We start from the raw sequence: 12,074 nt of genomic DNA, 5'->3' as shown, positions 1-12,074 counted from the left end.
ATTTCCTCTATTAAAAAAGCGGGCCGACTAAGGATTTCCTTGGTCGGCCCGCTTTGCTCATGAATTACATGCAAGATTTCTCATAAGTGCACATCTACTTCTTAATTGGACCTAAGCTGGCCGCTGCCTCGGCTACAATAATCGCCAAGTCTTCATTTCCGAATAACGACAGGACTCCTAGCAGGGTCTGATCCGGTATTTCACCAGCTTCTTCTTTGGGCACCGTTAATTCCAGCACTCGCGACAGCCGCTCATTGTCTGGCTGATTTGGATATGCTTTGCGGTACAGCTCTGCTGGATCTAGTCCGTGATTCACACACCACTGGGCAAACACGAGGATCATCATATCCTCATCCTGCCGGTACGATTCCACAATCCGTTCTTCTACGGATTTATCCGCGGATTCCATGTAGTACGCCTCCTCTTACGAACAGGGCTTCTTCAGCTCTTTTTCGTTCATGAAGACATTATACCGTGTATTACGACTCAGACAAAGTCCGAAATCTAGTCAACCATTTTCACTTGAACGGCATTGCTCTTTGCTTTTTGCTCATGCTTCTTTTTCATCCAGGTTCCAAGACCGATAATGATGACAATAACGAGAATTTCAAATCCGTATTTGAGAACGCCATTTGAGAACCAGCTGTGAATCAATGGCTCTTCCACTATCATCTTTGATGACGTCCATGCAAGCACTGCAGCACCGAAGGTGATAATAATCGGAAAACGATCCGTCAGCTTCAGAATAATGGTACTGCCCCACACCATAATCGGAACAGAAATCGCAAGACCGATAATAACCAGCATAAAGCTTTCTCCAGCCGCACCAGCTACAGCCAGAACATTATCCAGTCCCATCATTGCGTCCGCGATAATAATCGTTCGGATGGCCGCCCACATTTGGTTACCAGCTGAAATTTCATGTTGTTTCTCATCAACAAGCAGCTTGTAGGCAATCCACAGCAGTGCAAGACCGCCGATCAAGCGCAGGCCCGGAATCATCAACAGCTGAACAACAAGGAGCGTCGCCACGATACGGATGACAATGGCACCAACGGTCCCCCACAGGATGACCTTCTTCTGATCCTCTTTCTGGACGTTACGGGCGGCAAGGCCGATAACAATGGCGTTGTCGCCAGCCAGCACGAGGTCAATGAGAACGATCGACAGCAGCGCCGTCCAAAATTCCATCGACAATAAATCCATACCTCTCCACCCTTTCTGCATTTTTATTAGGTTTCCACCTACCGATGTTCTCCATCCAAAAAAAACGCTGTTGCCTTATTTTATAAGGTCTACAGCGTTTTTTGGGCGCAAAAAGAGACCTCTACCTCATTAATAAACAATCAGGCAAAGGTCTCGCTAAACAACATCATCGTTGCCAATAAAGCCGGGGATGGTGAATCCCGTAATGACGACTTTACTTACGGTATAGAATACACCAGCAGAGCCCATGAAATTCTATATCGCAAGAAAACCTACCTTTGAATCGCGGTCTTATCCTTGAAAAAACCACGATAGAAGGTTTTCTTATGAAGCTACTCCCCTTTGGGAACTATTCGGTTGGACATATTATAGCATATGAAAAATCGCTTGTATATCCATTTTTTCGCATACAAAATCGAAGCATGACACCTCCAAAACGCGCACAGCACAGACAATTTCTGATATCATATGGCTATTCAGGTGAACGAGACAAAGTGAGGATACCCTGCATGAAAAAATGGATCATACCCGTATTTTACGCATCCCTTCTGGTGCTTGCTTTTACATATCGGCATGAAATCATGGACTGGCTGGGGGAGAATCCCCCATTTATACTCATGGTTCTATTAGCAACTCTGCTGGCCTTATTTCCTGTTGCCCCCTACAAGGTCGTCATTGCGATTCTTGGATATGCATACGGCACGGTTTGGGCGGCTGCCATTTCCTGGTTTGGAACGACCGCAGCTGCCATCATACTCTACATCATCGTCCGTACCTTGTATCTAGAAGCCGGGAGGCGTTTGATTGATAAATATTCCGTTCTGCGCTCCTTCACGAATGCGGTTGAACGTCGTCCCTTTCAAGCAATATTGCTCGCTCGCCTGCTGCCCGTTGTCCCTCAAATGGCGGTCAATATTTATGCAGGCGTCGCTGCCATTCCTTTCTGGACATACGCCATCGCAACCGGCATCGGTAAAACACCTGCCATTCTACTGTATGCTTGGCTTGGCAGCGGATTTGCCGATCATCCCATCATGTTCTCCCTGATCGCTGCCGGACTCATGCTGGTAACGGTTATAGGTGTCGCTATCTTCCGAAGAATTAAAGGAAAACTAATCTAAGGACGAAGGAATTTGGGTTTCTTTCATTAATATGATTATAATAATAGTAAGACTTACATTTATAATGTCATAACGATGGAGGGATAACAGATGAATAATCGTTCAAACCCAAGTGAATTGGCTACCTTCGCGGGAGGCTGCTTCTGGTGTATGGTCTCTCCTTTTGATGAGCTTCCGGGCATCCTCAAAGTCGTCTCCGGTTACACTGGCGGGCATAAGGAAAACCCGACATATGAAGAAGTATGCTCCGATACGACCGGTCATTACGAGGCCGTGCAAATTACCTATAATCCGGAGGTGTTCCCTTACGAGAAACTGCTGGAGCTCTTCTGGCAGCAAATCGATCCTACGGATGCTGGCGGACAATTCCATGACCGCGGCGACTCTTATCGTACCGCGATTTTTTACCATACGGAAGAGCAGCGCGAGCTTGCGGAGCAATCGAAACAGGAAGTAGCGGCAAGCGGAAGGTTTGACGGCCCGATCGTCACGCCGATTATTCCCGCCAGCACATTCTATCCGGCCGAAGAATACCATCAGGATTACCACAAGAAAAATCCGGGCCATTATAAGCGCTACCGCAATGGATCGGGACGCGAGGATTTCATTGAGCGGCATTGGACTGCCCCCGTGGATACACTTGAACTCAAACAAAGACTGACTCCGATCCAGTTCGAGGTCACACAGAATAATGCGACCGAGCCACCGTTTCACAATGAGTTTTGGGACCATCAGGGAGAAGGCATCTATGTAGACATCGTATCCGGCGAGCCGCTTTTCAGTTCGACAGATAAATATGATGCCGGGTGTGGATGGCCGAGCTTTACCCGTCCGATTCGTGAATATAACATCAAGGAAAAAATGGATCTTACCCATATGATGGTTCGCACCGAGGTAAGAAGCAAACAGAGCAACTCCCACTTAGGACATGTGTTCGAAGACGGCCCGGGACCAAACGGGCTTCGCTACTGCATCAACTCAGCGGCATTGCGGTTCGTGCCAAAGGACGAGATGCAACAAGAAGGCTACGGAGAATATTTACAACTTTTCGAATAAAATGAACGACTTACAGTGCACTGCCTCGAGATGGCGGTGCACTTTTTTTACCATAATAAACGGCCTATTCAAATTTACTGCACGGGGTAATATAGATTACATACCTTATTACGACTGAATGGAGGGATCGTTAACATGCCATGGAGCAAACATGATTATCCACCATCCATGAAAAACCTGGAGCCGCGGGTAAGGAATAAAGCGGTAGAAATCGCTAATGCCTTGCTGGAAGAGGATTATGATGAAGGACGTGCCATTGCGATCGCTACCGCCAAGGCAGAGGAATGGGATGAGAATCATCCCAAAGACGAGAATTAAGAAATAAACGGAAGAAGCCCGCCCTGCATGCGGGCGAGCTTCTCTTAATGGGACCGTATTATGAACGGCCGCTAACTGTATGTTGGGCAGCTTTCGGAGTAACCGGTGTGCTTGATGCACGGACCGTTTTCCGAAGCGGTTTCTTCTCTGTTTTCTCCACACCGTACGTAACTGTGATCGTGATCACTTGCCCGGCGATCGATACGGCTAAAATAGTATATAAGGTTTCCATTAGTGGCATGTAGAATAACGATAACAGCAGTACGATGGCATCCATCAGGAAAAACACCGTCCCTACTTTAAGCCCGCTCCACTCGCTGAATAGAACGGAAATCACGTCGTCACCGCCTGTTGCCCCGCCGAATCGGAGTACGATGCCGGCACCTAAGCCCGTCAGAATACCAGACACAATCGCGGCTGTAAGCAAGTGGTCGCCCAGATCTATCACAATCGTCGAATAGCGCTCGATCAATGCATAGAACAGGGTAAACATACTCGCTGCAACAACTGTGTTAAGAATAAATTTCCGACCCTTGATGAACAAAGCGATCAGCAACACGGGGATATCCATGAGGATCATGCTTAAGGCTGGCGGAATATCGAATGCATATTTCCCCAGCAAGGCCAGGCCGACAAAGCCGCCTTCGCTTAAATGATTGTAAAAATTAATATGATAATACGTAAATGCCATTAAAAACGTTCCGAACAACATGGCTGACATGGTAATAATTGTGTTTTGTCTTTTCCTCATACAGGATCCCTCTTGTCGTAGTAGATTGGTCAGACTTAGGCCAATCTCTACATAGGGGCAACCTGGAGGAGCTTATCCTTCGAACCATAGTTCCCATCCTTTCGCAGAGACCGTCCTAGTCTTTAGACGTCCGACTTTGCTCTACGAAGGAAGCTATGTGTATGAGAGATCATAACGTTTCCAAATCGTCCTTGGGGAATTCGTCCTTCGGGGACACATGGTATCCTGATCCTTTCTCTTTAAATTCTGTGCTTCTCTATATTATAACACAGTTGGCATACAAGCTAAACAGCCGGTTAGGAAATAGGCCGTTAAAGGGGCTGTTCACACATTCGCTAAATCCTCTGTGATTTGAATCACAATAGTCCATTTCTTTACTGTCTATACTTAAAACAGCACCAAATTTCGATTCAAAAATCAAGGGGGATTTTCGCATGTTAAGCCAAGAAACGATACAAATTATTAAATCCACAGTACCTGTCCTGGAAATTCACGGAACAGCGATTACGAGTGCATTTTACAAAAAATTGTTTCATAATCATCCAGAGCTTCTTAACATCTTCAACCATGCGAATCAACGAGAAGGAAAACAGCCCTTCGCTCTCGCCAATGCTGTCTACGCCGCAGCTGTCCATATTGACCAGCTTGAAGCCATCATCCCGGTTGTCAAGCAAATTGGTCAAAAGCACCGGGCATTGAATATACTGCCCGAGCACTATCCGATCGTCGGTGAAACACTGCTGGCCGCAATGAAGGAAGTGCTTGGCGATGCTGCAACTCCCGAAATTATCAACGCTTGGGCAGAAGCATATGGCGTCATAGCCGATGCGTTCATTGGTGTTGAAGCAGAAATGTATGAACAAGCTGCAAATGAACCCGGCGGCTGGAGAGGGTATCGAAATTTCGTTATCGACCGGAAGGTAGAAGAAAGCTCTGTCATCACTTCTTTCTACCTGGTTCCACAGGACGGCGGCGAGATTGCCTCTTATCAGCCTGGCCAATACATTACGCTCCGGGTAAAACCTGAGGCCGAAGAATTTTATCACAACCGTCACTACAGCCTCTCCGCTGCACCCGGACATCCTTATTACAGAATTACCGTAAAACGTGAGGACGCAGTGGACGGGAAACCTGCGGGCGTCGTATCCACTTGGCTGCACAATCATGCCGAAGTCGGCACCGCCCTTGAGGTCACTGCTCCAGCTGGCTCCTTTACTTTAGATATGGACAGCGAACAGCCGCTCGTGCTGATCAGCGGCGGTGTTGGCTTAACTCCGATGGTGTCCATGCTGGAAAGCGTTCTGATCCATCAGCCTAACCGGAAAGTCACGTTTATTCATGCAGCCAGATGCGGCAGCCAGCATGCAATGAAGCATGATATCGTTGAGCTTGCCTCCAAGCATCCACAGTTAAATTCCTACGTCATTTATGAAATTCCGGAAGAAGGAGATCAATGCCATAAAACGGGCTACATCGATCTTGAGTTCCTTCAGCAAACCGTTGATCCGAAATCTGATTTTTACTTCTGTGGTCCGGTTCCGTTCATGCGTGCCGTTAATCAACAACTGAAATCCATCGAGGTACCTTCCGACCGCGTACATTACGAGTTCTTCGGCCCAGCGGGTACACTGGATAGCTAAATCATCATACATTACAAACCGATCAAGGGATGCCTGTCTTGCAGAAGACGGACATCCCTTTTTGGTTTCGATACATGATTTTTTTCATCGCTGAGCAACTAATGCTTTGTAAGTTTGCAGCCATTGTAAGTATATGGGAAGCGTCAGTTGTTTATGCTGATATCATTAAATGACCTTATCGATTCCCCGCAGCAGCCGGTTTACGGTTTCTCGCCTTACGCCAATGAGCTGGCCAATCTCTTCCTGTGTTAAATACTCAGTCAGATGGATTCCCTGAGAATATTCATCCAGCCAGCGAATCAGCAGTTCCAAACGCTCCGCAGGTCCACCCACCGTCAAATGATCCAGCCTCATCTGCATAAACCTTACCTTTTCCTGCAGCAATCTTGCGACTTCAAGCGGCTTCTTCGGATCTTCTTCAAGCTCGCGGTACCATGTCTTGGCAGAGATGACCTCCACCTCGCTTTGAATGAGCGCAGTCGCTGTTCCATGGGTTTCCTTCGGACTAATCAGTGAATGGTGCGGCACCATCTCACCGGGATATAAAATGTTGAAAAGCACCATATTGCCATTCGGATGAAGACGTGTCACCTTGAACAGCCCGCTCCGAATATGAAACAAATGATCTCCACTATCCCCCTGTCGGAACAATATTTCTCCTTTATGAAGAATCATAACTTGTCGCCTCCTGTAAATACCCTTATCTGGAGTTTAAACGATACAGCGGCATGAATCCAATCCTATGCCAAAAATTAAGGGTTGCACGCATCTTTATAGTGACATACTATGAACAAAGACAAGAACATACGTTCCTTTTAAATATGGATTGAAATTTATACTGAAGAGGTGTCACAGTTAATGAAACCCTCCATCCCCCCTCCGCCTACCCAGGAAGACGAAGCACTCATCAAAGACTACCTGCTGCATCGCATGCTTCAGACGGTTCTTGAACGGGACATCCAAATTTTCAAAACTCTTGAGTTAACCATGACGAACCTCTATATCTTAAATCTGCAGCACATTATCAAGAGAATGTCTGATCCCTACTGGACCGTTAAGCATCAGATCAGGCAGCGCGGCATTCGGATTGAGAGCAAGAGCTGGACCCCCGAGGGAGAAATTCAGGTGTTATATCTATGCAGAGGCTATCAGCGTTCACTGCTTTGCAGCTGGCCTCCCATGAAGGAAGAGTTAAAGGATCGGATTATTTCGTATCTTGGTACGGATTTGGCGGCATACTAGCTCCAACAACGCACAAGACAGGAGTATCCATGAAAAATATCTTTCACATATATGCTGCCGATATCCATAGACTTATCCGTAACTGGGCTGCGGTTGTCATCATCTCCGGACTGGCCGTTCTTCCTTCCCTATATGCCTGGTTTAACATTGAAGCATCCTGGGATCCTTACGGACAGACCTCAGGTATATCCATTGCCGTTGCCAACCTTGATAAAGGTACTACTCTGCGCGATCAACCAATTAATCTCGGTAAAGAGATCGTCCAATCGCTGCAGCATAACGAGAAGCTCGGATGGCGATTCACGACGGATAGCGAGAATGCGATTCAGGGCGTACGACACGGCGATGATTATGCCGCCATCGTCATCCCGGAGGACTTCTCCGCCCGGATAGGAACCGTTCTGACCAATGAGCCGGTCAAGGCTCAGATCCTCTATTATACCAATGAGAAAATCAACGCGATTTCTCCGAAGGTAACTGCACAGGGTGCATCCGGTATCGTGGAGGAAATCAGCAAAAATTTCATCAAGACAGCCAACGGCACGATCTTCGAAATTTTCAATACACTCGGGATTGAGATTGAGAACCAGCTCCCTGCCATCCAGAAAATCAGAAACCTTCTGTTCCGGCTGGAGAAGAGCTTTCCTGAGCTCAACGAAGCAGTCAGCGTGGCCGAAGAGGATATTAAACTGGCTAACCAGCTGGTCAAACAAGCCAATACCGCCCTGCCTCGCTTGGAGAGTATTGCGACGGACGGCAAGGAGATCGCTGGAGCCCTGCTGGAGTTCACCAAGGAAGCTGCCAGTGCCTCCAAATCACTGGAACCCGCACTGCGTCAGGATTTGGAGGTGTTGGATGCCGCCACCGGAGCATTCTCGCAGGTACTTGACGCTTTAGGGAAGACCGATATCGATCCGAAGGAGCTGGCAGATCGCCTGAACGCTGCCCAGGAGCGGGCAAAGATAGCAGCTCAAGCCGCAGACCGGCTGGCCCGTTTGTTCAAGCGGCTGGGGTCGCTATCCCCGGCAGCGGCATCAGGGGCTGCCAGGCTCGAGGAGATTGCCAAGCGATGGACAACAGCCCAATCCGTGCTCCAGACCATCACGCAAGCCGTTGAAGAAGGGAAAGAAGCGCCCGCGGAATCGATCGATAAGCTGAAGAAGCTGAGTGATGACATAACGAGCTTGACTGGTACACTGTTAAACCGTTATGACAGCGAAATCGGTCCAGCAATCAGCAACGCCTTCGCCAAGGGATCCGACATGGCCAAGCGTGTCCAGAATGAATTGAATCAGGCACTTGCCAGCGTTCCCAACATCCAGCGATTGCTGGAAGATGCACGGAAGGGTCTCAACCTGGGCGGCAAAGAAATTCAGCTTGCCCATAGTCGACTGCCGGAGGCCGAGCTTCGAATCACAACATTGGCTAATCGGATGCGTGAGATGGAGGCGGAAGGGGATATTCAAGAGGTAATCGATTTGCTCAAAAATAACTTCGAGCTCGAAAGCCAGTTTTTTGCCGAACCTGTCACACTTCAGGAAAACCGGCTTTATCCCATCCCGAATTACGGCTCTGCGATGTCTCCTTTCTTCACGACCTTATCCCTATGGGTTGGCGCCCTGCTGCTCGTATCCCTGCTCTCTGTCGAGGTGCATGAGGAAGAGAAGGGGTTCCGGAGCATCGAGGTATACTTTGGACGTTTCCTAACCTTTCTGACGATTGCCCTGTTCCAGGCATTATTTGTTACCCTGGGCGATCTTTATTTGTTACAAGCCTATGTAGTGAATCCAGGCTGGTTTATTCTGTTCGCGCTGCTTAACGGCTCGATCTTCATGCTGATTGTCTATACGTTGGTATCGGTATTCGGCAATGTCGGAAAAGCCATGGCAATCGTGCTGCTCGTCCTGCAGCTCGCCGGCGCTGGAGGAACCTTCCCCATTCAGATGACACCTCCTTTCTTCCAGGCCCTACACCCCTATCTGCCATTCACTTATGCCATCAGCATGATGAGGGAAGCTGTCGGCGGCATCTTGTGGGATATCGTCTACCTGGATATCTTGTTCATGCTGATCTTCGCGGTGATGGCACTTGTGGTCGGGATCTTACTCAAGAAGCCGATCAACCAGGCCAGCAGCAGGCTTGTCAGCAAAGCAAAAGCATCAAAGCTCATTCATTAATTCAGCGATCGAAAAAAACCTCCAAAAGTCTCGTTTGAGACCATTGGAGGTACGTTGAATTGAATATAAGTGAATGATATCAAATGATCGCACGCTTGAGGCTTGATCTAACTGAATGACACAGGAATCAAGGTTCATCCTTGGTCATTGCGGTCCTCTTTTGTACCCAGGCCTGGTAATGGTGGACAGCCAAACCCGCAAAGGAATTATGGCTGCTGCCAAGTTTAGCCGCGCGAAGGGCCTCATCCTCCATCTCCTGCTCGCTCTTGGCATAGAAGGTCAGATGCTCACCTTCATCCGTGTCACCGAGCTCCATACCGATCCAAACGGACTTGCCGAGCGCATCCGCTTGTTCCAGTTCTTCCTTGGACAATTCGTACATCTGCTTACCACTGTCCCGATAGGCCATAACCGCAATCGCGTCCGTATTCCGGATCATCCAATTGCTGAATGATTCGGAATCTGTGCGATTTGGTCCTGGTATCGAATCCAGCCAGAAGGGAACAGCGGCACTAAACGGGAGCCCTTGGCGCTTAGCTTCCTGCATCCACACTTCCACGTTCGCGCTCCATTCTGCTACCACCTGTTCCTGTTCGTCTTCCCAACGCCGGAGGATGTACGGCTCAACGTCGAATTGCACGCCCTCGAATTTCTCCTCGGGATCAGAGGCTTGATTGTACTCTTCAAGCCAGCTAAGCAATTCCATGCCTTTTCGTCTGCCGTCCTCGTAAGCCCATTCCGGCCGGCCGTCCAAGGCATGGACACTGATGCCCTGCTGATGTGCCGCAGCCACGAAATGCCGGTACTCCTCATCTTGAACCTCATTTTGAATTTGGAGGAAGATCGTTGTTATTCCTTCACTGACGCTAAAGGAAACAATATCCTCCGTTTCACTTTGGATCAAGCTTGCATCCCACAGCCAGGTTGCCTTATTCTGATTCACCTGATGTGACGGAAGAAGAAGAAGGAGGAGGACCAGCAAAAGACAAGTGCCCGCGATCAGGGTGATCCACTTCGCTTTTGCATTCAGATGCCCCACTCTTCTCGTCCATTTCATTAGATTAAGACAGCTTCGCCCGGCTCGGACACATGCTGCACGGAATGGCCAATCTTATAAATATGAGGCTCTGCATAGGCTTTAAATGCATTCCTTGTATCGAGAATCGGTACACCGGTGGAAGCGATCGAATGATAGTCCAGATTGCTGTGGTTCGTAATCAGCACGATGCAGTCATAACGACTGAACTTCGCGAGATCGTACTCCACACTGTAAATTGTATTGCCTTGCTTATCCTCAAAACGGTGTGCGTACGGATCGTAATATTCTACATTGGCGCCATTCTCCTTGAATTGCTCGTACACTTCAAGGCCTGGCGATTCCCGCAAATCGCTGATGTCGGGCTTGTACGCCATTCCTAACAGCAGGATGTTGGAACGCTTGATCGACTTGGCATATTCATTCAGAATCGTAGCCGTTTTGCTGATAACGTAGTAAGGCATGTTGTCATTGGTGGATTGTGCCAACTCAATGAATTTACTATAGAAGCGGAAGCCTTTGGCCTTCCAGGACAAGTACATCGGATCCAGCGGGATGCAGTGACCGCCGATACCTGGGCCCGGATAGAACGGCATGAAGCCGAAAGGCTTGGTTGCTGCCGCATTGATTACTTCCCATATGTCGATGCCCATGCGATCGCACATCATGGCCATCTCGTTGACAAAGGCAATATTCACGCTGCGAAACGTATTCTCCAACAGCTTGGACATTTCCGCAACCTTCGGGTTGCTGACAGGTACAACCTTCTCCACATACTGCTTGTACAACGCTTCACCCAGCTTCAGGCAAGCACTCGTCGTTCCGCCAATGACCTTCGGCGTGTTGCGTGTATTGAAACGACTGTTGGACGGATCGACCCGTTCCGGTGAGAAGCATAGATAGAAATCTTGACCTACCTTATAGCCAAGCTTCTCAATCTGATGCTGAATCAATTCTTCCGTAGTTCCCGGGTAGGTGGTGCTCTCCAGCGTAATTAGCAGATTAGGCTTCATAAAGTGTTTGAGCTGATCAACTACCATTGTGATATAGGAAGTATCCGGGTCCTGGTTCTCGCTGAGCGGCGTCGGCACGCAGATGCTGACAGCGTCGATGACGGCAATCATGCTGTAATCCGTCGTCGGTTTGAAACGACCGGTCTCCATGCATGCCGCAAGCTCTTCGGATGAGATGTCCGTGATATAAGATTCGCCGCGATAGATACGATCGATTTTATCCGGATCTAGATCAATACCAATTACCGTAAATCCCTGTTTCACCATTTCGACAGCCAATGGCAGACCTACATAGCCCAGTCCTACGACACCCAGAACTGCTTTCTTACTCTCAATGGCACTCAATAAAGTTTCATATTCCTCATTCACAAGTATTCAACCTCCATCAGATGTATAGTCTATTTGTCTATTTCTTTTGCTCATTGGCCAAAAGACAGACCAGTGTTTTGTTGAACGCTCTCCTTGTGATTAAAGAACCTATTTCAGCTCAACTAATCACGTATCCATTTATCTA

At 48.3% G+C, this 12,074-nt stretch carries 12 protein-coding genes; 6 read left to right on the top strand and 6 right to left on the bottom strand.

Annotated features, from left to right (window positions below; translation table 11 throughout):
- Positions 1-94: 94 nt before the first annotated feature.
- Both AM231_RS05155 and AM231_RS05150 read right to left on the bottom strand, forming a co-directional pair.
- Positions 95-409, bottom strand: a complete 315-nt coding sequence (locus AM231_RS05155; protein WP_053488905.1) for a hypothetical protein — start codon at positions 407-409, stop codon at positions 95-97.
- A 95-nt stretch (positions 410-504) separates the two neighbouring features.
- Positions 505-1,206, bottom strand: coding sequence for a TerC family protein (locus AM231_RS05150; protein WP_054403538.1), 702 nt, complete (start codon positions 1,204-1,206; stop codon positions 505-507).
- Positions 1,207-1,715: 509 nt separating this feature from the next.
- Between AM231_RS05150 and AM231_RS05145 the strand changes: the two genes are divergently transcribed.
- The 3 genes from AM231_RS05145 to AM231_RS05135 all read left to right on the top strand — a co-directional run bounded on the left by AM231_RS05145 (position 1,716) and on the right by AM231_RS05135 (position 3,701).
- Positions 1,716-2,327 carry a TVP38/TMEM64 family protein gene (locus tag AM231_RS05145; RefSeq protein WP_054401577.1) on the top strand — a complete coding sequence of 204 codons (612 nt, stop codon included), beginning with the start codon at positions 1,716-1,718 and terminating at the stop codon, positions 2,325-2,327.
- 90 nt (positions 2,328-2,417) lie between these two features.
- Positions 2,418-3,383 (top strand): peptide-methionine (S)-S-oxide reductase MsrA, encoded by a 966-nt coding sequence (msrA, locus tag AM231_RS05140; RefSeq protein WP_054401576.1) that lies wholly within the window; start codon positions 2,418-2,420, stop codon positions 3,381-3,383.
- A 135-nt stretch (positions 3,384-3,518) separates the two neighbouring features.
- Complete coding sequence (locus tag AM231_RS05135) at positions 3,519-3,701, top strand: DUF2188 domain-containing protein (protein ID WP_054401575.1); 183 nt, start codon at positions 3,519-3,521, stop codon at positions 3,699-3,701.
- A 58-nt stretch (positions 3,702-3,759) separates the two neighbouring features.
- On the opposite strand, the gene AM231_RS05130 is transcribed toward AM231_RS05135, so the two are convergent.
- Positions 3,760-4,452 carry a YitT family protein gene (locus tag AM231_RS05130; RefSeq protein WP_054401574.1) on the bottom strand — a complete coding sequence of 231 codons (693 nt, stop codon included), beginning with the start codon at positions 4,450-4,452 and terminating at the stop codon, positions 3,760-3,762.
- Positions 4,453-4,886: 434 nt separating this feature from the next.
- Here AM231_RS05130 and hmpA point away from each other — a divergent pair, with 434 nt between their 5' ends.
- Entirely contained in the window at positions 4,887-6,092 is a 1,206-nt protein-coding gene (gene hmpA, locus AM231_RS05125; RefSeq protein WP_054401573.1) for an NO-inducible flavohemoprotein, read from the top strand.
- A gap of 165 nt (positions 6,093-6,257) precedes the next feature.
- Here hmpA and AM231_RS05120 read toward each other — a convergent pair whose 3' ends face one another.
- Positions 6,258-6,767 carry a Crp/Fnr family transcriptional regulator gene (locus AM231_RS05120; RefSeq protein WP_053488910.1) on the bottom strand — a complete coding sequence of 170 codons (510 nt, stop codon included), beginning with the start codon at positions 6,765-6,767 and terminating at the stop codon, positions 6,258-6,260.
- Between the two features lie 183 nt (positions 6,768-6,950).
- Here AM231_RS05120 and AM231_RS05115 point away from each other — a divergent pair, with 183 nt between their 5' ends.
- Both AM231_RS05115 and AM231_RS05110 read left to right on the top strand, forming a co-directional pair.
- Complete coding sequence (locus tag AM231_RS05115) at positions 6,951-7,334, top strand: YhjD family protein (protein ID WP_054401572.1); 384 nt, start codon at positions 6,951-6,953, stop codon at positions 7,332-7,334.
- A 29-nt stretch (positions 7,335-7,363) separates the two neighbouring features.
- Positions 7,364-9,511 (top strand): YhgE/Pip domain-containing protein, encoded by a 2,148-nt coding sequence (locus tag AM231_RS05110; RefSeq protein WP_054401571.1) that lies wholly within the window; start codon positions 7,364-7,366, stop codon positions 9,509-9,511.
- Positions 9,512-9,638: 127 nt separating this feature from the next.
- Here AM231_RS05110 and AM231_RS05105 read toward each other — a convergent pair whose 3' ends face one another.
- Together AM231_RS05105 and AM231_RS05100 are read right to left on the bottom strand one after the other, a co-directional pair.
- Positions 9,639-10,568: a hypothetical protein gene (locus tag AM231_RS05105; RefSeq protein ID WP_054401570.1), complete on the bottom strand. Its 930-nt coding sequence runs from the start codon at positions 10,566-10,568 to the stop codon at positions 9,639-9,641.
- Complete coding sequence (locus AM231_RS05100; RefSeq protein WP_054401569.1) at positions 10,568-11,929, bottom strand: nucleotide sugar dehydrogenase; 1,362 nt, start codon at positions 11,927-11,929, stop codon at positions 10,568-10,570. The genes AM231_RS05105 and AM231_RS05100 overlap by 1 nt, the downstream gene beginning before the upstream one ends.
- Positions 11,930-12,074 lie beyond the last annotated feature (145 nt).

Source organism: Paenibacillus solani, assembly GCF_001277345.1.
GTDB classification, from domain to species: domain Bacteria; phylum Bacillota; class Bacilli; order Paenibacillales; family Paenibacillaceae; genus Paenibacillus_AQ; species Paenibacillus_AQ solani.
The sequence above is the reverse complement of the archived record's forward strand: the minus strand, read 5'-3'. Positions and strand labels throughout refer to the sequence as shown.